22 protein-coding genes are annotated in these 24,493 nt (G+C 44.4%); 6 read left to right on the top strand and 16 right to left on the bottom strand.

The features are described 5' to 3' along the window. Nucleotides 1–143 precede the first annotated feature (143 nt). On the top strand, nt 144–455 hold the full coding sequence (locus tag BLR43_RS02160; RefSeq protein WP_071001807.1) for a DUF1244 domain-containing protein: 312 nt from the start codon (nt 144–146) through the stop codon (nt 453–455). Nucleotides 456–529: 74 nt separating this feature from the next. Here BLR43_RS02160 and BLR43_RS02155 read toward each other — a convergent pair whose 3' ends face one another. From BLR43_RS02155 to BLR43_RS02130, 6 genes are all read right to left on the bottom strand, one after another. Continuing rightward, nucleotides 530–973, bottom strand: a complete 444-nt coding sequence (locus tag BLR43_RS02155) for an SRPBCC family protein (protein WP_071001808.1) — start codon at nt 971–973, stop codon at nt 530–532. A 127-nt stretch (nt 974–1,100) separates the two neighbouring features. Beyond that, nucleotides 1,101–1,805, bottom strand: a complete 705-nt coding sequence (locus BLR43_RS02150; protein WP_093068316.1) for a hypothetical protein — start codon at nt 1,803–1,805, stop codon at nt 1,101–1,103. 227 nt (nt 1,806–2,032) lie between these two features. After that, the gene (locus BLR43_RS02145; protein WP_093068311.1) at nt 2,033–3,196 is read right to left on the bottom strand and encodes a CaiB/BaiF CoA transferase family protein; all 1,164 of its coding nucleotides are present in this window, start codon (nt 3,194–3,196) and stop codon (nt 2,033–2,035) included. Then, nucleotides 3,189–5,378, bottom strand: coding sequence for a 3-hydroxyacyl-CoA dehydrogenase NAD-binding domain-containing protein (locus tag BLR43_RS02140; RefSeq protein ID WP_227674259.1), 2,190 nt, complete (start codon nt 5,376–5,378; stop codon nt 3,189–3,191). The genes BLR43_RS02145 and BLR43_RS02140 overlap by 8 nt, the downstream gene beginning before the upstream one ends. Nucleotides 5,379–5,450: 72 nt before the next feature. After that, a complete protein-coding gene (locus tag BLR43_RS02135) occupies nt 5,451–6,659 on the bottom strand; it encodes an acetyl-CoA C-acetyltransferase (protein WP_093068303.1) in 1,209 nt (402 codons plus the stop codon). 62 nt (nt 6,660–6,721) lie between these two features. Continuing rightward, nucleotides 6,722–7,873 carry an acyl-CoA dehydrogenase family protein gene (locus BLR43_RS02130; RefSeq protein ID WP_093068299.1) on the bottom strand — a complete coding sequence of 384 codons (1,152 nt, stop codon included), beginning with the start codon at nt 7,871–7,873 and terminating at the stop codon, nt 6,722–6,724. 272 nt (nt 7,874–8,145) lie between these two features. On the opposite strand from BLR43_RS02130, the gene BLR43_RS02125 reads away from it, so the two are divergent. Next, a complete protein-coding gene (locus BLR43_RS02125) occupies nt 8,146–8,799 on the top strand; it encodes a TetR/AcrR family transcriptional regulator (RefSeq protein WP_093068295.1) in 654 nt (217 codons plus the stop codon). 122 nt (nt 8,800–8,921) lie between these two features. Here the strand turns inward: BLR43_RS02125 and BLR43_RS02120 are convergent, their stop codons facing one another. After that, on the bottom strand, nt 8,922–9,557 hold the full coding sequence (locus BLR43_RS02120; protein WP_093068291.1) for a hypothetical protein: 636 nt from the start codon (nt 9,555–9,557) through the stop codon (nt 8,922–8,924). A gap of 708 nt (nt 9,558–10,265) precedes the next feature. Between BLR43_RS02120 and BLR43_RS02115 the strand changes: the two genes are divergently transcribed. After that, on the top strand, nt 10,266–11,465 hold the full coding sequence (locus BLR43_RS02115; protein ID WP_093068287.1) for a sugar transporter: 1,200 nt from the start codon (nt 10,266–10,268) through the stop codon (nt 11,463–11,465). A 342-nt stretch (nt 11,466–11,807) separates the two neighbouring features. Further along, a complete protein-coding gene (locus BLR43_RS02110) occupies nt 11,808–13,685 on the top strand; it encodes an autotransporter domain-containing protein (RefSeq protein WP_093068283.1) in 1,878 nt (625 codons plus the stop codon). Between the two features lie 151 nt (nt 13,686–13,836). Here BLR43_RS02110 and arfB read toward each other — a convergent pair whose 3' ends face one another. From arfB to BLR43_RS02080, 6 genes are all read right to left on the bottom strand, one after another. Further along, on the bottom strand, nt 13,837–14,250 hold the full coding sequence (gene arfB, locus BLR43_RS02105) for an alternative ribosome rescue aminoacyl-tRNA hydrolase ArfB (protein ID WP_093068279.1): 414 nt from the start codon (nt 14,248–14,250) through the stop codon (nt 13,837–13,839). A gap of 58 nt (nt 14,251–14,308) precedes the next feature. Then, entirely contained in the window at nt 14,309–15,181 is an 873-nt protein-coding gene (locus BLR43_RS02100; RefSeq protein ID WP_093068275.1) for an HpcH/HpaI aldolase/citrate lyase family protein, read from the bottom strand. A gap of 205 nt (nt 15,182–15,386) precedes the next feature. Then, nucleotides 15,387–16,148 carry an SDR family oxidoreductase gene (locus tag BLR43_RS02095; RefSeq protein ID WP_071001820.1) on the bottom strand — a complete coding sequence of 254 codons (762 nt, stop codon included), beginning with the start codon at nt 16,146–16,148 and terminating at the stop codon, nt 15,387–15,389. Between the two features lie 46 nt (nt 16,149–16,194). Then, on the bottom strand, nt 16,195–16,977 hold the full coding sequence (locus BLR43_RS02090; RefSeq protein ID WP_093068272.1) for an SDR family NAD(P)-dependent oxidoreductase: 783 nt from the start codon (nt 16,975–16,977) through the stop codon (nt 16,195–16,197). A 3-nt stretch (nt 16,978–16,980) separates the two neighbouring features. Further along, a complete protein-coding gene (locus tag BLR43_RS02085; RefSeq protein WP_071001822.1) occupies nt 16,981–17,988 on the bottom strand; it encodes an NADP-dependent oxidoreductase in 1,008 nt (335 codons plus the stop codon). Between the two features lie 22 nt (nt 17,989–18,010). Continuing rightward, on the bottom strand, nt 18,011–19,816 hold the full coding sequence (locus tag BLR43_RS02080) for an acyl-CoA dehydrogenase family protein (protein ID WP_093068268.1): 1,806 nt from the start codon (nt 19,814–19,816) through the stop codon (nt 18,011–18,013). Between the two features lie 283 nt (nt 19,817–20,099). Here BLR43_RS02080 and BLR43_RS02075 point away from each other — a divergent pair, with 283 nt between their 5' ends. Then, nucleotides 20,100–21,110 carry a GlxA family transcriptional regulator gene (locus BLR43_RS02075; RefSeq protein ID WP_093068264.1) on the top strand — a complete coding sequence of 337 codons (1,011 nt, stop codon included), beginning with the start codon at nt 20,100–20,102 and terminating at the stop codon, nt 21,108–21,110. Between the two features lie 27 nt (nt 21,111–21,137). On the opposite strand, the gene BLR43_RS02070 is transcribed toward BLR43_RS02075, so the two are convergent. Then, complete coding sequence (locus BLR43_RS02070; protein ID WP_093068261.1) at nt 21,138–22,418, bottom strand: LD-carboxypeptidase; 1,281 nt, start codon at nt 22,416–22,418, stop codon at nt 21,138–21,140. Between the two features lie 236 nt (nt 22,419–22,654). Between BLR43_RS02070 and BLR43_RS02065 the strand changes: the two genes are divergently transcribed. Then, the gene (locus BLR43_RS02065) at nt 22,655–23,134 is read left to right on the top strand and encodes a YkvA family protein (RefSeq protein WP_093068258.1); all 480 of its coding nucleotides are present in this window, start codon (nt 22,655–22,657) and stop codon (nt 23,132–23,134) included. Between the two features lie 122 nt (nt 23,135–23,256). On the opposite strand, the gene BLR43_RS02060 is transcribed toward BLR43_RS02065, so the two are convergent. Beyond that, the gene (locus BLR43_RS02060) at nt 23,257–23,562 is read right to left on the bottom strand and encodes a hypothetical protein (protein ID WP_071003638.1); all 306 of its coding nucleotides are present in this window, start codon (nt 23,560–23,562) and stop codon (nt 23,257–23,259) included. Between the two features lie 100 nt (nt 23,563–23,662). Beyond that, on the bottom strand, nt 23,663–24,214 hold the full coding sequence (locus tag BLR43_RS02055) for a hypothetical protein (RefSeq protein ID WP_290127436.1): 552 nt from the start codon (nt 24,212–24,214) through the stop codon (nt 23,663–23,665). Between the last annotated feature and the right edge of the window lie 279 nt (nt 24,215–24,493).

Raw genomic sequence — 24,493 nt, 5'->3', positions numbered from 1 at the left:
GCTATTTTTAGAGCAGATAGAAATGAAGCGTGGTTTAATATTATGATTAAAAGCTTTTAAATTAGCGAACCTCTACTATAATGAGTTTTCTGGTTAGTATTAACTAAGTTTTAGATAGCTCAATGACAATTAGGAAAAATATTATGGCAAAATTAGAATCAAACATCGAATTAGAAGCGGCGACATTTCGTCGCTTATTGGCTCATTTAGACGAGCGTAAAGATGTACAGAATATTGAGCTGATGAACCTTGCCGATTTTTGTCGTAACTGTTTATCCAAATGGTACAAAGCTGCTGGTGAAGAGCGTGGTATTGAAATCGACTACGAGGATGCGCGCGAGCTTGTTTATGGCATGCCCTACGCTGAGTGGAAAGCGAAGTACCAGCAAAAAGCAACACCAGAACAGTTAGCACGTTTTAACGAAATTGAAGCTACCAAGAACAAAACGAATTAAAACCAACAGTAGTGGCTCAAATAAAAGAGCCACCATGATATAATTATATCGAAGAAGACAATATTGCCGCTAGATTAGCGGCTTTCTATAGATTTGAGTATACTACTAAATCCTATGGTTCCTTGTTTCTGCATTTGACGATCAAGTAGGCGACCGATTAATGGCAACGGTACAATCAATCGACCCTCGGATATCCAAGTCACGTGTGTGGTGCCATCGCCCAAGTCTTTTAAATCAATGACGCCTTTATCATGTCGCATTTTGACAGGTTTAGCTTTTTCGATTTGGTATTGCATATGAGTAGGACGCTCAAACGCTGTAATCCGCTCCCAAAACTTAACAGGTCCCGCTTGAATGCTACGTAAAGCGCCAACACCATTGCGCTCCTCATTACCTTCAGCGACTAACTTAGCAACTCCCACCGCTTTAAATGAGCCATAACTGGCATGGTCGCTCAGTGCTTCAAATACCTCATCAATCGGTTTTTTGACAATGCGTTCTACTTTTATTTTGAACATAATATAATCTCGTTAGGATTAAAGTTATTTCGCTTAGTGCCATTTTAGAAACAAATAAAGCCGTTACACTTCAAAAACTTATGATCGTGAAGAAGCTCGTCCTTTTGAAAGACGCTTACCATCAATACTACTCGACATCATCCAATAGCTTATTTAGCTCATCAACCATTGCGTCATCTATGATGCTGGCTTCAATATAACTTACGATCTCATCTACAGTCGTTAGATCCATGGCCGCAATGCCCAAGCTGGCTAGCTGCTCATTGATTGATTCCAAGCTATCATTATCTTTGGAGTCGTCCAACAACTCTTCTTCAAACTTGCCTCTGACAAACCAATACATTTTTTCTAGCACGGTTTCTTTTTTGGTCAACGTAGAATAGCCATCGCCATAAATGAACAGATTAAAATGATAAGGTATTTCTACATCATTGATGAAGAAGGTACGTTGGCACTCTAGTGTATAGGCCTGAATCTCTTCGCTGTCAGTACTGTCATCATTTTGAGTATCCTCATCATATTCAATCGCTTCCTCTACCAATCCGCCTAGCAACTGATAGCCGCCCACTTTGATTTTGTGATTATAAATGATAGAGGAGTCTGCAATTGCCTCAAAAATAACGGCGCTGACATCTAAAGTATGATTATCAATATCATAAAATGCTTTTAGGGCAGGCAAAAACCCTGTCAGCTCCTCTTCAGGTACTTGAATGAGAAACTGCTGCTCATATATTTTAATCATGTCTTCAGGCGCGTAGGTATTCGCCGTGTCGGTTTCATTTCTGCCAGTGGGCTGTAGTGGTAGGAAATTATATGGATTATCTTTGGTCATTCGAGACTGCCTTTTTGCTTGAGTTAAATTTGTGAAATGTCTGTGTGGCTTAATCTTTAAGAGCCTTAGTACATGATACTTTCTTAATATCACGGCGCTCTAGATTTTATGCGCATATTGTCTCTTATCTAGGCAATTTTAGATAGACAGATATACAAGTTCAATCACTCTGATTTAGACAGACAGGCTAAATAACACAAACTAAAAAGGCATCTCCATACCAGTGACTAGCTAATTTGCTGCCATCCTGAGGTTGCCTGATATTCATCTTGATGCGCAAACAAAGGGTGAGCCTTGGCTTCCTGTAAATTCAGCACGGGGGTCACACAGACATCCGTTGCCGCAAATACGCCTTGCCAATGCTCAAGCGTTTGACTGGCGAATTTTTCCGCCATTGTTTTAGTCGCTATTTGACTCTCAGGCCTATTGGGCATGATGCCAAGCTGCCAATGTACGTCTTTAAGCGCTGGCAACTCCAATACCTCACATAGACCTTGCCAAAATTTCAACTCTAACGAACCAACCGCCATATGTCGCTGGTCAGCGGTTTGGTACAGTCGATAACATGGTAATGCACCGCCTAAAAAGTCATGCTGTGGCATGGGAGCTGTACTTGAAGTATTATTTGAAGCACTATTTGAATTGTCACCTGAAAAACGACTGATTAGCTTACCCGTCACCTTTGGCATAACCATATGATTGTACAAACTGTGCGTCATGCTAATCACAATATGTCGTCCTTTTCCGGTACGCTGCGCGGCAAATACAGCAGCCAACAGTGCTATCACTGCTGTATCACTACCACCTGCCAAGTCCGCAAACTGGACATTGGGCATAGCCTGCTCACCCTGAGCTGTTTTTAACTGATCAAGCACACCACTCATAGCCATAAAATTAATATCATGACCGGCCTTATCAGACCAATTATGATTTATTTGAGAGCTATTTTTTGGCTCAGCACTTTCTAAGTAGACACCTTCTTTTGCGTAACTGCCTGCGATACCATAGCCAGTAATAGATACCATTACCAGCTTTGGGTTGATGACATGCAGGGTTTTAGTATCTAATCCCATTTCTGCTAAGACACCTGGGCGAAAGCTGTCTAGCATCAGGTCAGCTTCTTTGAGATGTGCCTTAATAGCTTCAATCGCTTCGGGATCATGAAAATCATGCTTTTCAGTCGTCTTACCGTGGTTCAAAGCTGCGAATAACTCACCAAATACGCGAGCAGGATCACCTTGTTTGGGTTCGATTTTAAGAACGTCCGCACCCAAATCCGCAAGCAGGCGCGTGGCAAATGGCCCAGGTAGGTTACGAGTCAGATCGATCACTCGTAACCCTTGTAGACAATCTGCCATTTGATCATGATTTGATAAATGCGTATCAGTCATCGGAGAACGCCTCGCCTTTGGCTGCCATGTCTAACAATATCTGGGCAGGCTCAAACCGTTCACCATATTTCGCAGCCAGCTCACGACTCCGCTTAACAAATGCACTCACGCCCATTGCATTGATAAACTGTAGCGTGCCCCCGTGCTGCGGTGCAAACCCCCAGCCAAAGATAGACCCTATATTGGTGTCGGCAACTGAGCGCACGACGTTTTCCTCATAGCATTTGGCAGATTCATTGGCTTGAATAAACATCAAACGATCAACCAAATCTTGCTGCGACGGTTGCTCTGACTTTGGCGGATATAAGTTTATCAACTCAGGCCATAGATGCTTATCACCGTCTTCTGGATAATCATAAAACCCTTTGCCATTTTTCTTGCCCTCGCGCCCATGCTCATTGACCAGCGTCTTTAGTATCTCGTAAGAAGGGCGCACAGCAACGGACTTGCTTTCGGCTGCCATATCTACCTGCTGTTGCTCGCTGACATGCAACGCTAGGCTTAACGACACTTCATCTTGTAATGCTAAGGGCGGCATCGGCATACCTGTTTTTAGTCCGGCAACTTCGATGCTACGCGGATGCACACCCTCTCCTAGCATTGCGATACCCTCTGATACATAGGTGCCAAATACCCGCGAGGTATAAAAGCCGTGACTGTCATTGACGACGATAGGCGTTTTGCCTATTTGCACAACATAATCAAAAGCTTTGGCCAACGTTTCATCATCAGTTTGCGCGCCTACGATAATCTCAACGAGCGGCATCTTATCTACTGGCGAGAAAAAATGCAGACCGATAAACTGGTTTGGTCGTGTACTGGCTTTTGCTAGTCCAGTAATCGGTAATGTTGAGGTATTAGACGCATAAATAGCCGTGTTTGAAATCACTGCTTCACTCTGCTGGGTACATTTAGCTTTGATTTCTCGATTTTCGAACACCGCTTCGATGATGAGATCACAATCAGCTAAATCATCGTAAGAGACGGTTGGCGTGATACGTTTTAGGAGAGCTTGTTTTTTCTCTTCGGTAGCGCGCTGTCGGCTGATGGCTTTATCCAAAATATTAGCAGAGTACGCTTTGCCTTTTTCTGCATTGGCAATTTCCGTGTCCAATAACACGACATCTATACCTGCTTTGGCAGTGACATAGGCGATGCCAGCGCCCATCATGCCAGCCCCCAAGATACCGACTTTTTTGGTTTGGGTCTGCTCAAACCCTTGAGGTCGAGACTGACCTTTTTTGATGCTATTCAGCTGCGTCCATAAAGTGTTAATCATGTTTTTAGATTCAGTTGACAGTACGCAAGCGGCAAAATAACGCGACTCGATCTCAAGCCCTGTATCGATATCCACTAGGCATCCTTCAAACACACAAGACATAATATGAGTAATCGCTGGATAGTTGCCGTGAGATTTTTGATTGGCCATGGCTGGGGCGATAGAGAATATCGGTACAACGCTAGGATGCTTACTATCGCCGCCAGGAATTTTAAAACCCTTCTCATCCCATGGCTGCTGAGCGCTTGGATTGTTTTGAATCCAGTTTTTTGCTTGCTTCAGCATATCTGCTCGATCAGTGGCTATTGCATCAATAAGTCCAATATCTTTTGCCGCTGCTGGTCGCAATTCTTTGCCTTGCGTCATCAGCTCCAGTGCTACTTGAATACCGACCAACCTTGGTAAGCGCTGAGTACCGCCGCCGCCAGGTAACAAGCCCAGTTTCACCTCAGGCAAACCAAGCTTGGTCTTAGGCGTGTCAATGGCAATACGATAATGACAGGCAAGTGCCAACTCTAAACCACCGCCTAATGCGGTTCCTGTCATAGCAGCGACGACGGGTTTACCTGAGGTCTCAAGCGTACGCAAACTCCCTTTTAATTCCTCGGTCAATGTAAATGCTTGCTCCGCTGTCTCTATCTGGTTCAATTGATCAATATCTGCGCCAACCACAAAGGTGTCTTTGGCCGATGTGAGAATTAAGCCTGTGGCGGCGTCATCATTGATAAAACTATCAACTATCGTGGCGAATGCCTCCGTAAAGCCATCACCAATGACATTCATTTTGCGTTTGCTTTGGTCAATCGTAACGGTGACGACACCCTCGTCATCACGCTGGACCGAGAAGTTATCTAATGCGTTAATGGCTATTACGCTATCTACTGTTTGGTTATTTGTCATCATTTTTATCCCTTAAATGATTCTTTGTATATTGCGTTTTAGTCTAATTGGTTTTCAGTCTATTTTAGAGAAAGGTTAAACACGCTCGATAATAGTGGCAATTCCCATACCACCGCCCACACATAGCGTAATCATAGCAGTCTGTAAGTCGCGGCGTTCCAACTCATCAAGGACTGTCGTCATTAGCATCGCGCCCGTTGCCCCAAGCGGATGACCCATAGCGATTGCACCACCATTGACGTTGACAATATCAAGCGAGATTCCAAAATCATCAGCGGTATTCATCGGCACAGCAGCGAATGCTTCATTAATCTCCCAAAGGTCTATGTCAGAGGCTTGCATGCCCGCTTTATCGAGGGCTTTTTGGCAAGCTGGCGTTGGACCTGTCAGCATAATGGCAGGCTCTGAACCAATGACTGAGGCCATTGTGATTTTGGCGCGTGGTTTTAGTCCTGCTTTTTGCCCAGCCGCCGCGCTACCGACCAAACAAATCGCCGCCCCATCAACGATGCCAGAAGAATTACCCGCATGATGCACATGACTCACGGTTTCAATCATGGTGTATCGGTCTAATATCACACTATCAAAGCCCATTTTTCCCGGCATAATAAAAGAAGGTTTAAGACCCGCCAAGGTTTCGACATTGGTATTAGGACGGATGGTTTCGTCTTTATCCAATAGCATCATGCCATTGATATCGGTGACAGGGACAACAGATTTGTCGTAATAGCCGTTCTCCCAAGCCTTTGCTGCGCGGCGATGTGATTCGGTGGCAAAAGCATCGACATCGCTACGGCTAAAGCCTTTGAGCGTTGCAATGGTATCCGCGCCCACCCCTTGCGGCACGAAATGCGTCGCTTCATTCACGCGCGGATCCATGTACCAAGCACCGCCATCAGAGCCCATCGGCACACGGCTCATAGACTCCACACCGCCTGCCACTACCATGTCTTCCATACCTGACATGACTTTGGCAGCCGCAAGATTAATAGACTCCAGACCAGAGGCACAAAACCGAGACAAGGTAAGACCTGCCACACTTTGTGCCCAACCAGCATCAATGACGGCGATACGCGCAATATCAGAGCCTTGCTCGCCCACTGGGGTCACGCAGCCAAGCACCACATCATCGACCAAACTGGTATCCAAGTTGTGACGCTGCTCCATCTCCTTTAATAAGGTACGTGTCAGCCAGATTGGTGACGCCTGATACAAAGAGCCGTCCTTTTTTCCTTTGCCGCGTGGCGTGCGGATAGCATCATAAATGTAAGCAGTCTCAGTCATAAAAAATCCTTTTTTTATTTTTTAAATAAACAATAACTATCGTAGTTTTATAATATAAGCGTTTACATAAAGCGTGAAGCCAGCTCTTTCATAATCTCATTGGTGCCGCCATAGATTTTTTGCACGCGCGCATCAGCATATAAACGGGCGATAGGATACTCGGTCATATAGCCATAGCCACCAAACAGCTGCACGCATTCATCGATGACTTCGCACTGTTTTTCGGTGACCCAGTATTTGATCAATGAAGCATGCGGTACAGACAGTTTGCCATCTAACATCGCATCGACTGCCGCATCACACATGGTACTGGCAGCGAGATAATCGGCATAGCATTCAGCCATCTTGAAGCGGGTATTTTGAAATTTCCAAATAGGTTTGCCAAAGGCTTCACGGCCCTTTATATAATCTAGTGTTAGATTGATAGCCAGCTTCATTGAGCCGACCCCTGATAACGCAATGATGAGGCGCTCACGTGGCAACTCCTGCATCATCTGTATAAAGCCCATACCTTCTACCGTACCCAACAGGTTGGTTTGCGGTACACGGACATTGCTAAAGAAAAGCTCTGAGGTGTCTTGAGAGGTCAGGCCAATCTTATCGAGATTGCGCCCACGTTCAAACCCTTCTACGTTGTCCGTTTCTACGATGATAAGTGAGACACCTTGCGCGCCTTTTTCACGGTCTGTTTTGCATGCTAATAAGATAAGATTGGCGTGCTGACCATTGGTGATAAAAGTCTTAGAGCCATTGATAATGTAATCATCACCGTCTTTTACTGCATAGGTTTTGATGTTTTGTAGGTCGGAGCCAGTGCCAGGCTCAGTCATGGCGATAGCGCCGATATATTCGCCCGTTGCCATTTTTGGTAGCCACGCTTGTTTTTGTTCTTCAGTACCATGGGCTAAAATATAAGGCGCGACAATACCTGAATGCACCATGCCGCCAAATCCTGACTGATTGGCCTCAGTCTGTGCGTAGATAAGCGCGGCTTCGTGACCGAAATCGCCGCCGCCGCCGCCATACTCGCTTGGTATTGCCGCACACAAAAACCCCATCTCGCCTGCCTCTTCCCACGCATCGCGATCGATCATGCCGTTTTTGCGCCACTGCTCATCTTTAAGATCCCAAGATTGAAACATTTTTAAGGCACTGTCGTATATCATCTCATGCTCTTCAGTCATCCAGTTTGGGGTAAATTTTTCAATACTCATGATGTCTATCCTTGACAAGGTTGAATGAATAACAGCTATATCCAAGTCATTTTTTAAATTATGGTAATTTATATTACCGTTATAGATATGCGATAAATTCTTTGTATTTATTAATATACGAGTCTTATACTAGGCTATGAAAAACCACTTCGCAATCCATTAAATAAAAATGGTAATTCATATTACTCATTAATTTAATAATGAGAACTAATCAGCAATTTATTCAATCAGTAGGACATATCAAATAACCAATACTTTAAGAAGCGATAAATATGAAAACCTTTAATCAGTCAGATAGCCCCACGCAAACGCGATCGCTAGCACCCCTATCCGATATGCGACCCGCAACTTTGGATAAAATTGAGCAAGCCGTTCGTAAAGTCTTTGCAGGATTTGATGCTAATGAGGTGACGATGGCGCAGATTGCAAAGTCTGCAAATGTTTCCTTGCAAACGCTCTACAAGTACTTCGGGGACAAGCAAACGCTGTTTTATACCATTATGGATATTGTGCTCGGCAGATTAGCCGCTCGCATCATGGATCATCTGCAAGGGATTGATAGCGTACAAGATCGTCTACGTAAGACGCTGTGGGTCTGCTTTGATTTTGTAGACTCGCATCCAGATGCGGTGATGGTACTGTCTTCTGTGTCGGCCTCGCGTATACGTAATATCGCAATCTATGAAAACAAAGAGTTAATTGGCGCGTTTTTGGCGGTATTAGAAGATGGTCAAAATCGTGGGGTGCTCAATGACACTGTCCCACTGCACATACTCTTCGATGTATTTATGGGATTTATTAGTCGACTTGGCTTAATGCATACCATTCGCCAAACAGAGACGCCATTAAATGCAGAGTTTGATGCGCTATTTGTGATTTTATGGCGCGCCATCTCTAAACCTGAAGCATTAAACAAAAAAATTTAATGCAAAGAACCAAAAAGCCCCACGATAAAGTGAGGCTTTTTTATACTGAGTCTTCTAATTTATACTAAGGCTTCTTAGTCGATGAGCTTAGATTACTACACTCTTCATGTACTCACAGCATTTTAGATACTGCTGGATTTTGGTAAGCCATAATCTGCATGATCAACCACATGGTTGTTTTGTTCAATCGTCAGTCGATAACCTTTGATAACACCATCGTATGGCAAACTGCCCTCATACTGCTGATAATGCTCGCAGATGCTGTCTTGAATCACTGATTTACGTTGAGCATCGTCTAATTTGGCAAATCCATCTGGGAGACGTATGTGAGCCAAACGTGCAGCATTACCACGAGACACCCAATTATCGACACTCGTAAAGGTAAAATCCACTTCCGCTCGTAAGCTATATCTAGGTAGCGTATTAGAGTGGTTCGTCAAGTCATTTTTAATCTGAGCAATATCTTCTGCAAATGGCTGATACGGTATCTCAAGCACGACAAATAGCTTTGCCAAAAACTCATCAGCGGTAAAGTATTTGTCCATATAGCTGCTATCAAGTCCAAGATACCTATGCGACAGTACATGGCGCAGGCGGTCACAGGCAGGAATGGTATGCTTGATAGGATAACCCATGGCGCTGACAATATCTTGCGAACGTAGCTCAAGTGTGGCTATCTGATTGATCGCATATTGTGCTAAGAGATGGCGTGGGTGATAACGACGGGTATATTGAGATTGGTTGGCAATGTGGTTCATGATATTGAACACCTTAGACTCCTATAACTCCGACGAAAAAGGTTGATATACGCCCAAATAGGCAAAAAATCAGGCACAAATGAGGTTGTCGGAGTACAGGCTCATGCGCTTTACCAGGGTTATTTTATATCGTGCTGGAAGTTGCAAGGTTTATCACGCTGCCATGAAACGGTTGTCACGGACGGCAATAACAAAACTGTTAAACCCACGATAGATCGTTCAATGATGATAGCACAACAGATAGCAGAAAATAAATACCGATATGTTTACTTATTTTTCAATAGTAAATGGTTAGGTTTTTAGATTAAAAGCACCTCATATTGAATTTTATTTTCCTATATCTATTGCGTATTTTTTATTAACTCTCTTTTCCTAGGCCTTTCATGCTGAGCTTTAGGTTAACAATCCTTATCAAAAAACATCTTTTACAATCGACTTTGGCTTGCTATCTTGCCTCGCGACCCTTGTATTCCAAGAATACCTGCCCCACCTTGACTTGTCACCCGCTGTATTAGGGCGTGTCCCTATTTTAAAAATGGTGATAAAGATAATATAAATCGCAGACAAACAAGGAAAATAGCTGGTTAATATCGAGATATTGACTAGCTATTTGACGCCGTTTGTCAAAGATTTAGCTATTTTTAGCCCATTTAGTGATAAACGTTTGAATTAGGGACACGCCCTAGCACCTGCTTTGTATTGGATTTTATGACACATAACCTTGAGGCGAGCGCGAACGCTCGCCGAACTCAGTATTTTCAAGTATTTTTGATGGGCGTTAGTGCCTTTATTATGAACACCACAGAATTTGTCCCTGTGGCGCTATTGAGCGATATCGCCCAAGACTTCTCTATTACCACAGCAGAAACGGGCTGGATGTTGACGCTCTATGCTTGGATTGTGGCAGCGATGTCATTGCCGCTGATGCTATTGACCAGTCGATTTGAGCGTAAACGGTTACTCTTAGGGCTGTTTGCCGTCTTTATTGCCAGTCATATGCTATCTGTATTTGCATGGAGTTTTGATGTACTGCTCATTAGCCGAGTTGGGATTGCGCTGTCGCATGCGATATTTTGGTCCATCACAGCAGCAATCGCCATACGTGTGGCACCCGAAGGCAAGAAAGCCATGGCGCTGAGTGTGCTCGCGACTGGGACGTCGCTTGCGATGGTACTCGGTGTGCCGTTGGGACGGTTGGTGGGTCAATGGTTTGGTTGGCGCGCGACATTTGGCGGCATTGGTGTCATTGCGCTTGTCGTCTTTATTTTGCAAGCGAGACTATTACCTACCTTACCAAGTATGTTTGAGGGGTCTTTTAGAAAGATTCCAGAACTACTCAAGAACCCCTTACTGGTCTGTCTATATTTGCTTATCTTGCTCGTCTTTACCGCACACTATACGGCCTACTCTTACATAGAACCCTTTATGCGTCAGGTCGGTAATATCAGCGAAAACGCAGCTACTTTTGTGCTACTACTGTTTGGGGCAGCAGGCATTGTGGGCAGTGTGATATTCAGTCGTTGGGGTGATAGATATAACACTCAATTGATGCTGATATCTACGATATTAATACTTGTCTCTATGCTGACATTGCTGTTTGTCGTGACGTCTGTTTGGGCGCTTAGTGTTAGTGCACTGCTTTGGGGCGCGGCACTCATGCTACTGATTATCTCAATGCAGGCAAAAGTCATCATGGTCGATGTCAATGCACAAGACATGCTGATGGCGATGTTCTCAGGTATTATCAATTTAGGTATTGGTACAGGTGCGCTATTTGGTGGCTATGCAGTGACGCATATCTCGATATCAAGCGTGGGTTATGTCGGCGCGGCTATTGCGAGTATCGCTCTGCTCCTAATGTTATTTATGATAAAACGCTTCCCTGAGTTGAGTCGGCGACTTGGCTAAGTGTAATCTATCTATTGATACCGATGCTTTGTGAATGCTTAAAAGTAGTGATGTATGTAATAAAATGGTTAGGTAATAGTACAGCCTTGCAAGGCTGGCTAGATTTTTTTTAAGGATATGGTCGAACCACTATTAAAGTGTTACAGCGTTAGACTCGTTTAGCCTACTACTGTAGTACTTGCACTCGTCCGCCTTGTACCACTTTTAATATTGATTGACTATACAAAAGTTGTAAAAATAAGACAATATTATTTTGATGTTGTAATCAAAATGATTGCTAGCCTTCTAAAAAATAGTTACACTCCATTGACAATCTATTACATTAATGACAAGGATGTCGCTATGCCCCGTAATACCGCTCGCTCCATAGTTGGTCATACTACTCTCAAAAATTTTAACAAAAGCATGCTTGCCATCAGCCTATCTATCGCTGGTATTTATCACGCAAATGCTTATGACAGTGTCACTTTTTTTGGCGACAGTTTAACGGATGGCGGATATTTTAGCCCCCTCACTCAAGGTGCGTTTGGGCTTGAAGAGTCAGGTCAATTTACTACTAACCCTGATAATACATGGGCAACGTCATTCGCTGAACAACTAGGTACTACTGCTGTCGCCAATACTTATGATGGTAGTCAGACAGGTAATAATTATGCAATTGGTGGTGCAAGAGCAGGCGTAGATGTCACTGCTTTTGGTATTCCGGTGGCCTCTGCCAATAGCCAAGTTAATAATTATATTGATAATAATCAAGTAGATCCCAATGGACTTTATGTCGTGTGGGCAGGTGCAAATGACTTGCTTGCGGCGGCTGAAGATCCTGCTAATGCCCAAGCTACGATACTTGGCGCAGTAGCGAGCCAGGCCGAAACGATTAATACACTGAAAGACAATGGCGCAAACTACATTTTAGTACCTAATATTCCTGATATCGGTCTGACGCCTAGAGCTATTGATCAAGGGCCTGTGGCACAAGCGCAAAGTACTGGCGCTACTAGTCTATATAATCAATTTATGCTTAGTGGCGTAGCAGCTACTGGTGCGAACATCATACCGCTAGACACTTTTAGCTTATTACAACAAATCGCTAGTAATCCTACGGCTTATGGATTTACTAATATGACCACGCCAGCCTGTACTGAAGACTTGGTTACTGATAGCTCACTATTTTGCGGGTCAAGCAATCTAGAAACACCTGATGCCAACGAAACCTACTTTTTCGCTGATGGCATTCACCCGACCGGTCAGGCGCATCAAATGATTGCTGACTATGCAAATGCTGTTGTCACTGCCCCCAGCCTAATCGGTGTGCTGCCACATATTGCAACGACAACCGGACTTGCAACCAATGAGCGCTTACAGTCACACGTCAACCAAATCCAAAGCAGTGAGCAAAAACCTGCCCGTACACTATGGGCTGTCGGTGAAGTCGCCAATCAAGACATTGCAGGGTTTGATGGTGATAATAATACCCAAGTATTACTTGGTGTAGATTTTGCTCATCCTAATTCAGCCAATGCCGTGACAGGCTTATACGGTAACATCACCCAAAAAGACTTTGAAAACTCAGATGTCGGCACAGGTTTAAGTGATATTGATCTGGGAGAAGTTGGTTTTGGTGTCTATCATAGCAACAAGTTTGGCGGCTTACAGATAAATGGTGCTGCAGGATTTGGCAACATGGATGTCGATGTCACACGTGCTGTCACACTTGGTAGCAACCAACAACAGTTCAAGTCAAATGCTGATGGTAAACGTTATTATGCCAACCTGCAGGCAGGCTACCCATTGCAGGTAAGTAATATTGCCGTCACACCTTATATCGGTGCAACAGCGAGCCGCGTAAAAATTGACGGACTCAAAGAAAAAGAGATGTCTGGCGTTGCCATGCAGTTCGATGAGCAGAAGTACTCTACGACATACGGCAAGATTGGTCTCAAAGCCAATCATACCTTGATGGAGAACCTCAACTTATTTGGTGATATTCATTATCAAAAGCAGCTGAGTGACAATCGCGAAGCGGTAACGGCAAGTTTGAATACGCTATCTAATATTAGTTTTGAGACACCTATGGTCGAAACTGATGATGATAACGTTGCCATGACACTTGGAGTGTCTAGAAACTTTGGTCTATTAAACGCTAATGCTGGTGTCACACATTCACAAGGTGATGACGATGACTCAACCAGCCTATTTATTGGACTTAATGGCGCATTCTAAATAACTATTTAATCTAGCATAACGGTATAGGTGATAATTTCTCGCCTATACCACTATAAACTCAAAAACCGCCATAATCTACGATGACTTTTGCTGTATAGCTGTTGTGTCGCAAAACCTCTCAATGACAAAAGCTAGTATCACAAATTCTCTAGAAATCTACTTTACCGCGTAAAGCTTTGGTTTTGCCGCGCTGGGTTTTTTGATCGACGCGTTTGCGTTTGGCATTTCGACTGGGTTTGGTCGGCCGTCTGGTTTTATTGACATGCGTGGCTTTATTGATAAAGCTTTGCAGCCGTTCAAGCGCATCGATTTTATTGCGCTCTTGCGTACGAAACTGCTGTGCTTTAATGATAAGTACGCCCTCTTTGGTGATACGGCTGTCTTTACTGTCTAGCAATCGCTGTTTGTATTCATCGCTTAGGCTTGAGGTGTGAATATTAAAACGTAGATGGATGGCAGAGGAGACTTTATTGACATTCTGCCCGCCTGCGCCTTGTGCGCGTATGGCACTAATCTCTACCTCATTATTATTGAGGCTAATCTGGTTATTGATAAAAATCATAATGTGCTTTTATATACAAATAGATATGGCTCATAATAAAGCATTATAGCTTTGCCTGCTACTTTGCTAATAACCGCTGCTTCTCCAAAAGTTGACGACTGCGCGCAATCACTGGCGCATCGACCATCTCACCATCTATTTTAAACACCGCTTGCCCGCTTTTTTCATACTCTTCTATCACCCGTGTTGCAAACGCAAGCGCTTTGTCTATCGGCTGCAAGGTTTGCTGCACAGTGGCAACTTGCTTAGGATGAATGCATAACATCCCTGCCATACCCATTTTTGACCACAAATTTACTCGATTACTTAACCCTGACTCATCTTTAAAATCAGGATAAATGGTATCGATTGGCGGCGATAGCTGATGTACTTTTGAGGTCAAAATAAGCTGATAGCGAATCTGATTGGCAACTATCTCGGCTGATGGCGTCCCTACTTGTACTTGTAGATCATTACACAGATCCAAAAACCCATAGCTAAAAGCGGCCAAGCCTACTGCTTTTGCCATGCTATCGATTTGGTATAGCCCGATGGCACTCTCTATCAAAGCGATTACAGGTAAACCTGTCAGCTGATGTATGCTGTCGATATCTTCGGCGCGCTCGGCCTTAGCCAATAACACACCAGCCAAGTTAGGCATTCTCTGACAAAGCACGATGTCTTTGAAAAACTCCTCACTACCCGCTTGATTGATACGCAGCCAAATGGGCCGATAAGTTTGCTTTGCATTTTGCTCATCGTAGTAGTTTTTTAATGCGTCTCGAGCCGCCGCTTTGTCTTGCTTGGCAACGGCATCTTCTAAATCCACAATCACGGCATCTGCGCCACTAGCAAAGGCTTTTTCTATCCTATCGATGCGAGTCGCTGGCACAAATAGCCATGTTTTATTTTGAGAAATAGTATTTATTTTATGATTGGTCAATGAGTCCATATTTGACTCCTTTTGGTTATTTAAATTAATTATGCCACGGTATAGCCCATTTTTACTTCGCACTAATAGTCTATTCAATGACAAAGTAGGAAGAGTAGCTATGCAATTCATTAAAAATGAAAACAAAAAAACCGCATGAAAATTTATCTCATGCAGTTTTAAACAATTACTTTCTTATCTAACCTATGTCTTATAGATTAGCTAATTAAGCCAGCATACCACCATCGACAACGATAGTCGCGCCTGTGGTATAGCTTGAAGCGTCCGACACCAGATACAGCACCGTACCTGCCATTTCATCAGGCTCTGCCACTCGCCCTAGCGGGATCGAATGTAGCGCCATTTTTAAGACCTTATCATTGGTCGTTAGCGCTGAGGCAAACTTGGTATCCGTCAGGCCTGGTAATAACGCATTCACACGGATATTAAGTGGACCACATTCTTTGGCAAAGGCCTTGGTCATGCTAATAACTGCCGCTTTAGTGATTGAGTAAATGCCTTGCTTATCACCTGCCACCAGTCCATTGACTGACGCGGTATTCAATATAACACCGCCGCCTTGCTCTTTCATCATTTTGCCAGCGGCTGTTGACATAAAGAAGTAACCACGAATGTTGACCTCCACCGTTTTATCAAAAGCGGCTAAGTCTGTATCTAAAATATGGCCATAATACGGGTTGGCTGCAGCGTTATTGACCAAGATATCAATTTGACCAAACTCACTTTTAATATGCTCAAAAATCGCGTCAATTTGCTCCATATCTCCCACATGACAGGCAAAGGCACTGGCTTTATGACCGTCAGATTTGATGCTATCTGCGACTGCTTGGCAAGCATCGATTTTGCGGCTAGAGACAATCACGTGTGCCCCTCTTGAGGCCAGCAGACGAGCAATAGACTCTCCAATACCGCGGCTCGCACCTGTCACTAGGGCAATTTTACCGGTTAAATCAAATAAATCCTTCATCACTATTCCTTATAGTTTTAAATATTCTAGACGTTTTTCGCACAAATTATGCCAACATGCCGCCATCCAAGGTAAAGGCATGGCCATTCATAAAGCTGCTCTCGTCGCTAGCGAGCCATGCAATCGCGGCAGACACCTCGTCCACCTCACCCAAACGGCGCAGCGGACTGGCTTTGACGGTTGCTTGCTGTGCGCGTTCATTCATGGCTGCCATGGTATTGCGTACCATTGGCGTATCAATAAAGCTTGGACAGACTGCATTAAAACGGATATTGGCGCGGGCGTACTCGTGGGCTGCCGACTTGGTCAGACCCATCACGCCATGTTTGGCGGCACTGTAAGCCGATAACATGGGCGCAGAACGCAGACCAGCGATAGACGCCACATTGATTACATGACCACCGCCATTCGGTATCATACAATTGACAGCGGCACGCATGCAGTGCCAGACCCCTTTTAGATTGACGGCGATATTGCGATCAAAGTCCTCATCACTCAGCTCATGCATGGGCGAAGGCTTGTGGTCGATACCCGCGTTATTGACCACCACATCTAGACCGCCTAGCGTCTCTACCGCAAAGTCAAACAACGCACGCACTTCATCACCACTGGTCACGTCTACTTTTTTGAAGACGATACTGTTGCCCGCATCTCGGCCTTGCTGGGCAACAGACTCACCCATCTCTTCTGCCATATCACCGATCACGACTTTTGCGCCGCGACTGGCCAGTAGCAGCGCGCTTGCCGCACCAATGCCTGATGCGCCGCCTGTGATCAAAATACGCTTACCCGTTACATCTGATGCAATTCCGTTTGTATTCAGTGTCATGAGTTATTCCTCTACTTTAAGTACCAGTTTGCCGAAGTTTTCACCGTTAAAGAGCATCATAAGCGTATCAGGGAATGTCTCAATCCCCTTAACGATATGATCTTTTACTTTGATGTCGCCTGACTGAATCCAGCCTGCAATCTCTTTCATGGCGATTGGATATTCTTTGATATTATCAAACACCACAATGCCTTCCATACGGGCGCGGTTGACCAGGAGTGATAAATAGTTCGATGGGCCTTTGACGGCTTCCGTGTTGTTGTATTGACTGATCGCACCGCAGATGACGATACGCGCATGTAGGTTTATTTGAGTAAGTACGTCATTTAAAATGTCACCGCCAACGTTATCAAAATAGACATCGACGCCATTTGGACAAGTTTGCTTCAAGGCTTTTTTGACGTTTTCGTTTTTATAATCGATCGTTGCATCAAACCCAAGCTCATCAACTAAGAATTTGCATTTCTCGCTACCGCCTGCAATACCAACGACGCGGCAGCCTTTGATTTTGGCAATCTGACCGACCAAACTACCAACGGCACCCGCAGCACCTGATACCACAACGGTCTCGCCTGCTTTTGGTTGGCCTGTTTTGAGCAAACCAAAATACCCTGTCATGCCCGGCATCCCAAGTACGCCTAAATAATAAGGTAGCGGTGCAAGATTTGGATCAACTTTATGCAATCCTGTGCCGTCACTGACCGCATATGACTGCACGCCATCGTGACCTGCGACATAATCCCCAACGGCAAATTTCTCATGCTTACTTTCAATCACCTCGCCCACCGTACCGGCACGCATGACTTCCCCAATCTGGACAGGTTTGATATATGATTTGGCATCATTTAGCCAGCCACGCATTGCAGGATCTATCGAGATATAATCAATTTTAATCAGTAATTGACCATCGGTGATAGTCGGTATTTCTGTCTCAGTATAATCCCAAGTCTCAGTGCTTGGTGCGCCAACTGGTCTTGTTTTTAGTCGCCATTGTCTATTTATGGTTGTCATTGCTCTTTCCTTAGCGTTGTTCTTAGAACCAGTCTGCCTGCATGTCGGTGCAAACAGCGTTGTCATTGTTTAAAATGGCTATATCACGGTTAATCAACGGTAGTTCCCAATCGATGAAGTACTTCGCCGCTTGTATCTTGCCTTTATAAAAGTTTTGTTGCTCAATATCTTGCGTCGTGCTTAATAGCTGCTCAGCTTTACTGGCTTGGCGAATCCAAATCCAGCTCAACACGATCGAGGCAAAAATATTCATCAGCGCTTGGGCGTTACCAGTAAGCGTAATGGCTTCTTCTGTCTGCAACACTTTGCTTAGATGCACCAGCACTTCATGCAGCTGACCCATGTAAGGCGTTAATTTACCCGCGAGTGCCGCAGTCTCAGGCGTGGTGATATTTTCTAGATCTTGCGTGATTTCACGCTTTAATATTTGAATACCAAGACCACCTTTTTGCCATAACTTACGGAATGACAAATCCAATGCCTGTACGCCATTAGTCCCTTCATGGATAGGATTGAGACGATTGTCACGCCAAAACTGCTCAGCATGATATTCACGCGTATAACCAGCACCGCCCAATACTTGAATACCCAAGTCATTGGCTTTTGGCCCATATTCAGACGGCCATGCTTTTAGTACGGGCGTAAGGAGGTCTAACAATTCGGTCAACTCATTCTTTAGGGTGTCGTCTTCGCAAGTATTGATACGGTCAATTAGGTTTGAGCCGTATAAGCACAAGGAAATACCGCCTTCAGAATAGGCTTTTTGTGCCAATAGCATACGCTTTACGTCACCATGCTGGATGATAGCAGTCGCATCATCTTCAGGTTTATTGTTCGGTGCAATGCGCCCCTGCGTACGATCTTTGGCGTAATCGAGCGAATACTGATAACCGCGATAGCCAATCATCGCCGCGCCAAACCCAACCGCAATACGTGCCTCGTTCATCATCTTGAACATATAACGCAGGCCAAAATGCTCATCACCGATCAGGTAGCCGTAACAATCGCCCGCGTCACCAAAGCTCAATGCCGTCGAGGTTGCCCCTCGATAGCCAAGTTTATGAATCAGTCCTGTCAGATGCACGTCATTGCGCTCGCCGACAGACATATCATCGTTCAAACGGTACTTTGGCACCGCAAATAAGGAGATGCCTTTTACCCCACTAGGGCCACCTGGAATCTTGGCCAATACTAAATGCACGATATTGTCAGACAGTTCATGGTCCCCTGCTGAGATATAAATCTTGCTGCCTTTGATGCGGTACGAGCCGTCGTCTTGTTTGACAGCGGTGGTCTTGATGTCAGCAAGTGACGAGCCTGCATGCGGCTCTGTCAGCGCCATGGTTCCAGTGAACTCGCCTGTTAGCATACGCGGCATAAAGGCGGCTTTGATATCATCACTGGCAAAGTGAGAAATGACATTGATGGCTGCAGTGGTCAAAAATGGATAGGCGGTCGTCGACGGGTTGGCTGCCATAAAATAGCCTGCCACCGCGGTCATGATTGTCTCAGGCAGCTGCATACCACCGTCTTCAAAACTGTAACGACCAGCGATAAAACCTGAGTCACGAAACGCATCAAAAGCGACTTTGACATCGCTTATCATGCTGACTTTTTTGCCATCGAACTGCGGCTCATTCTTGTCTGCCAAGTGATTGTGCGGCAAAAATAAATCCGTTGCGATCTTATTTGCGGTATCTAATACCGCATCAAAGGTCTCGCGGCTGTGCTCTGAGAACTTTGCGTGCTCAGTGAGGGTTTGTGTTCCTAGCACATCGTACAGCTGGAACGGTAACTCAAAGTCGTTGATAAGGGTATCTGTGGCCATAGTCGTCTCTTTTAGTTTCTTTTGATTACATGTAACGATCGTAAATCAGGCAAATCCGTTTGTATTATTACCCTCTGTCATGACCCTATCTATGATATTTACGGCATCATTGAGTCAGGCAACACAAAGGGGGTTAATGCTTATCAATTGATATTAATCTAAATTAGCGCACTGCCGTATTGTCATTTATGACATAATCATGGTCAAATGTGACATAAATTTGGAAATAATTTCTCCTATGGACGTTATGATTAGTGAGAAAAATAACAGATGCGAGTAACTGATGCCCTATTTCAAACCATTTAATGTAATCGTTCTTGGCTTCGATGGTGTGCTTGGTAGCGTGCTCGCTGGTGCCTTAGATTTATTTTCATTTACAGGGGTCAGCTGGCAGCGATTTTCAAATGAAGCGGTAGAGCCTAGGTTTAAGGTGCAAATCGCAAGCTTAGGCGGCGGTGATATCAGATGTAGCAACCGCTTAATGATGCGAGCGCACTGCGATATCCAAGATGTCACGGAGTGCGACTTGTTGCTGGTGCCCACCATTGGCGACTCTATTGATAAGGTATTGAAGCAAAATAATGGGCTACTACCCCACCTAAAGCGACTGGCGAATACCAACGCGGATATTGCCAGCAACTGTAGCGGAGCTTTTTTCTTGGCGGAGGCAGGGCTATTAGATCATAAAGTCGCCACCACCCATTGGGGCTATGCCAATAAATTTAAGGCAGACTTTCCACTGGTGGACTTACAAGAGAACCAGTTTGTCACTCATGCAAGCGATGAGCTGGGTAGTATATTTTGTGCAGCAGGCGGCAGCGCCTTTTATGATTTGGGGCTATTATTAATAGAGCGCTACTGCGGGCGAGAGATCTCTACACAAGTGGCAAAAACTCAGATTATTGATAGCAAACGAGGCAATCAGAATAGCTATACCAACGTGACTTTGCATAAGCCGCATTCCGATCAGTTGGTCAAACAAGTCCAAGAATTTATCGAGCAAAACTTTCGTCAGCCCATACAAGTCAGCAGCCTAGCTGCCATGGCAAATATCACTCCGCGCACTTTGAATAGACGCTTTCAGGCCAGCGTCGCGATGCGACCCGTTGAATATATTCAGGCCGTCAGAATTGAGCAAGCCAAGCGCTTGCTCGAATTGGGAGATGTGAGTATCAAGTCTCTTGCCGATCAAGTCGGCTATGATGATATCTCTTCGTTCACACGCCTGTTCAAACGGGCAACAGAGTTGACGCCTAAGGAATATCAAGATAAGTTTTCACGGCTGGCGATTTAGAGTCTGTTAGTTAGTGGTCATGCATGTTTACATATTCTGCCATAGGCCTTCGACATGGATAGCATCCGCCTTGATGATTGGATAATCGCTAAAGGACAACTGGTAGCCGCCTGATGTATTGGGCGTCAGTTGACACATTGCGCCAAGCGGAAAGCTGTGTTTTTTGCCAATATGACCAAATCGCAAGCCACTATAAATTGGTAATCCAGTCAGCTTATGTAATTGACGAATCACTGTGGCAACATCATAACGCTTGTCATAGCTGTCCTCACCTGAACCAGACAACGCCCCAAACACAATCGCTTGTTGACCTTTAAACACTCCCGCTAAATACAAATCATACAGCATACGCTCAATACGATACGCCTGCTCGCCCACATCCTCTAAAAACACAATACCGCCCTCAATGCGCGGTAAATACTCGCTACCTGCCAGCGCAGAGACCACGCTTAGGTTACCACCCCAAATCGTACCAGTGAGCACTTTGGACTCGCCCGCTGTGAGTATGGTAGGCAATTGCTGACTGGTTAAAGACGCATCTTGTATGGTGATCGTGAGGTTGGGATTGGTTAAGGCCTCAGCGAACTGGCGACAGCTGACCTTATCAGGCACAGTTTTGCCAAACTCGCTATAAAGCATCGGTGCCGCAAGTGAACTCATAGACCCTTTCGCCAATAGCGCACATTGGATCGCAGTCACATCACTGAACCCTGCGAGTATTGTGCCGCGCTCTTTCATAATACGCCCAAGCGTCGTCCAATCAACCATGGGTAATATACGCATCGCACCATAACCACCGCGCACACCCAAAAGCAGTTTTGGCGCTGCTATCGCTCCGGTCGCGAGGTTTTGGAAGTCACTGGCACGCTGCGAGTCCGTACCTGCAAAGCGCAAATATTGACGATTGGTAATATCGGGATTACTTATTTTAAACCCAGCACAGCTCATGCGATCTAATGCCAACTGATTGCGCTCATCACTGCCGCCCACATTGGAGCTGGCAAACAGTCTGGTCTCAATCGTGGGCGTAGTGCAGCTTGTTATTAGAGAGGTTTGCGCTGAGCGCTCATCCAACAATGCAGTCGGCAGATCGTCTTTGGTCAGCTGCGAGCTATTATCTGCCTCAATGAGGCTGGCAGCCAATGTGTGAGGAATACTTTGCGCTGCTAATGCCGCAGCACCTGCGCCAACACCTATTCGGCGCAAAAACTGTCGACGGTTTAGGCCAACATTAAGCTCATCAGCTAGGTTTGACTGTAGGTTTTTATCTTCTATTGATTGCTGGATGGACGGTATTTTTGAACCCATACGTTGTTGCTACCTATACATTTTTGTTTTTATGATTTATACATTGTCATCTTTTGCAGTAGCGCACATCACAAATGACGCCGTCATACTCAAACATTGTAACGCATCTTGCCAGCAGTCAAGTTACCTAAGCCTTTACCTATATTTACTTTTTCGCTACCGAGACATACAACATGGGGCGAGTATGTTTGTTACTGTAGATACAAATTCATCGCACAAAAATAAAGGCAACAATTATGTTTACCAAGAAAAATGATAAAGAAAAAACACTCGTTTCTAATTTGAAATACTTGATTGGAAAAGAAGACAAACTTAAAGAAAAGCTAGAAGACAATAGTTATCTTGAACCTTTTAGCGATGATTTGATGCTATTTATGAGTCTAATCAAAGACTACTATAAAGGTGACTATCGTAAGATTCCTTTTAGAACCATTTCAGCTGGTGTGGTTGGGGCAATATACACAATAAATCCTATTGACCTTATCCCAGACTCTATTCCGTTTATCGGTTATATCGATGACGCACTTGTACTTAAATTTTGTTTAAAACAAGCCAGAAAAGATTTGCAAAAATATAAAGTATGGAAACAAGAACAAGCGGATGCCAAAAGCACATCGGAAAATGACAAACACACGGACAAGATCAGTCATGATAAAAGCAGCACTGATGAAGAAGATGACAATGAAACCAGTACTGATCTCAAAAAGGCTTCGTAACTAGTTATGTCTTAACCGATAATTAGCAGTTTAAAAAAAGCCACAGCCACTCACTTGGTTGTGGCTTTTTTGTTGCTTTAATCAATCTGACGCTGAACGGTTAAACCTCCAAACGTCAGATTTTAATTCGGCACATCGTAGCTCGCTTTTTCTGGATTGAGGCCAAACGAGTACACGAAAGTTGCTACGAGGCTGTTGACGATGATAAACGGTAAGTCAATCACCACATGACCTAAAATATAGCGACCAATCAACCACGAAACAATCAGCATAACGATAAAAAACCCAGCCAAGTACGCCAAAATAGCAGGATGCTTGAGATTATAAGGTTGGTCAGTCTTCGGCTGCTTTTCTAATACATACGTTCTTATCGCCCAACCCGCGGCATAAGAAAACCCACCTAACACAACATAACTAAAAAAATTCATATAGCTTGACTCTACTGATTTAAAGGCTTGTAGCAAGATCGTTTTGGACAAATACAATTGATCATCAACGATATTTATGCTACTTATGAGCAATACTTATCTAACTACTCTCATTCACATTATCGATAATGACGTTGGCATGTGGATTGGCCAATATATCGGTATTGATGTCGTCACACTCTACTCGATAGATGGTGTTAGCACCTCGGTAAATATAAGACAGATACTCACTGTCTAAGAGTGGGTCGATATTGGCATAGGCAGGCTTGACATGCGCCAATACTAGCACTCGATCAGGACGCCCGATCACCGCATCGACATTATCTGGATCAATAGAGAAAAACTGCGGTATATCACTATTTTTAATCACTTCTAACGCTTCAGGCTCATCCCACACACGCTTAGCACTTGCAGGCTCTTTCATCTGCATCACCCAAGCGCCTTCTTGTTGGCTAATCTTTATTTGCGCAGGCTCGTCTTGACTCACTGTATAACAGCCTGCAAACACAGATAAATCGGTTGCCGCGACCTCAGTATCTGCCTGAGCATCACTGCTATCACTACAGCCACTCAAAAGGAGCACTGTGCTGGCCGTAGCACTGAGCATCAGATACGTCAGTCGCTTATAAAAAATACTTGAGCATAAAGACATAATAAAGCTATCCTGCGGTCATGTATGGGAGACTTGCACTGAGCGCGTTGTCATAAGAAAACTATCAAATAGCTATCTACAAATATTTTCTTTGGATACTATTGTGACAAATGTGACAAAGACAGCGCGCTGGTATTGGCTTCTTTAAAAGCATTTTCGCTAAAAAATAGACGTTTTTTAGCGAGCCAAGCTATTTTAACAGAAAACAATCAGGTTACTATTGTGTTATGCGTTGCCATCCCTAGTTTTGTGATTTTGTGCGTCACGACCACCCATATT

Origin of the sequence: Psychrobacter pacificensis (genome assembly GCF_900101915.1) — a bacterium.
GTDB lineage: Bacteria > Pseudomonadota > Gammaproteobacteria > Pseudomonadales > Moraxellaceae > Psychrobacter > Psychrobacter pacificensis.
This window is presented reverse-complemented; position numbering and strand designations above follow the sequence as displayed.

Coding starts and splice junctions, on each gene's coding strand:
- BLR43_RS02140 (WP_227674259.1), bottom strand. CDS start 5,378: ATGATGACAAATAACCAAACAGTAGATAGCGTAATAGCCATTAACGCA.
- BLR43_RS02155 (WP_071001808.1), bottom strand. CDS start 973: ATGTTCAAAATAAAAGTAGAACGCATTGTCAAAAAACCGATTGATGAG.
- BLR43_RS02150 (WP_093068316.1), bottom strand. CDS start 1,805: ATGACCAAAGATAATCCATATAATTTCCTACCACTACAGCCCACTGGC.
- BLR43_RS02065 (WP_093068258.1), top strand. CDS start 22,655: ATGTTTACCAAGAAAAATGATAAAGAAAAAACACTCGTTTCTAATTTG.
- BLR43_RS02085 (WP_071001822.1), bottom strand. CDS start 17,988: ATGACAACCATAAATAGACAATGGCGACTAAAAACAAGACCAGTTGGC.
- BLR43_RS02055 (WP_290127436.1), bottom strand. CDS start 24,214: ATGTCTTTATGCTCAAGTATTTTTTATAAGCGACTGACGTATCTGATG.
- BLR43_RS02125 (WP_093068295.1), top strand. CDS start 8,146: ATGAAAACCTTTAATCAGTCAGATAGCCCCACGCAAACGCGATCGCTA.
- BLR43_RS02100 (WP_093068275.1), bottom strand. CDS start 15,181: ATGGACTCATTGACCAATCATAAAATAAATACTATTTCTCAAAATAAA.
- BLR43_RS02145 (WP_093068311.1), bottom strand. CDS start 3,196: ATGACTGATACGCATTTATCAAATCATGATCAAATGGCAGATTGTCTA.
- BLR43_RS02080 (WP_093068268.1), bottom strand. CDS start 19,816: ATGGCCACAGATACCCTTATCAACGACTTTGAGTTACCGTTCCAGCTG.
- BLR43_RS02090 (WP_093068272.1), bottom strand. CDS start 16,977: ATGACACTGAATACAAACGGAATTGCATCAGATGTAACGGGTAAGCGT.
- BLR43_RS02160 (WP_071001807.1), top strand. CDS start 144: ATGGCAAAATTAGAATCAAACATCGAATTAGAAGCGGCGACATTTCGT.
- BLR43_RS02130 (WP_093068299.1), bottom strand. CDS start 7,873: ATGAGTATTGAAAAATTTACCCCAAACTGGATGACTGAAGAGCATGAG.
- BLR43_RS02060 (WP_071003638.1), bottom strand. CDS start 23,562: ATGAATTTTTTTAGTTATGTTGTGTTAGGTGGGTTTTCTTATGCCGCG.
- BLR43_RS02075 (WP_093068264.1), top strand. CDS start 20,100: ATGCCCTATTTCAAACCATTTAATGTAATCGTTCTTGGCTTCGATGGT.
- BLR43_RS02095 (WP_071001820.1), bottom strand. CDS start 16,148: ATGAAGGATTTATTTGATTTAACCGGTAAAATTGCCCTAGTGACAGGT.
- BLR43_RS02070 (WP_093068261.1), bottom strand. CDS start 22,418: ATGGGTTCAAAAATACCGTCCATCCAGCAATCAATAGAAGATAAAAAC.
- BLR43_RS02115 (WP_093068287.1), top strand. CDS start 10,266: ATGACACATAACCTTGAGGCGAGCGCGAACGCTCGCCGAACTCAGTAT.
- BLR43_RS02120 (WP_093068291.1), bottom strand. CDS start 9,557: ATGAACCACATTGCCAACCAATCTCAATATACCCGTCGTTATCACCCA.
- arfB (WP_093068279.1), bottom strand. CDS start 14,250: ATGATTTTTATCAATAACCAGATTAGCCTCAATAATAATGAGGTAGAG.
- BLR43_RS02110 (WP_093068283.1), top strand. CDS start 11,808: ATGCCCCGTAATACCGCTCGCTCCATAGTTGGTCATACTACTCTCAAA.
- BLR43_RS02135 (WP_093068303.1), bottom strand. CDS start 6,659: ATGACTGAGACTGCTTACATTTATGATGCTATCCGCACGCCACGCGGC.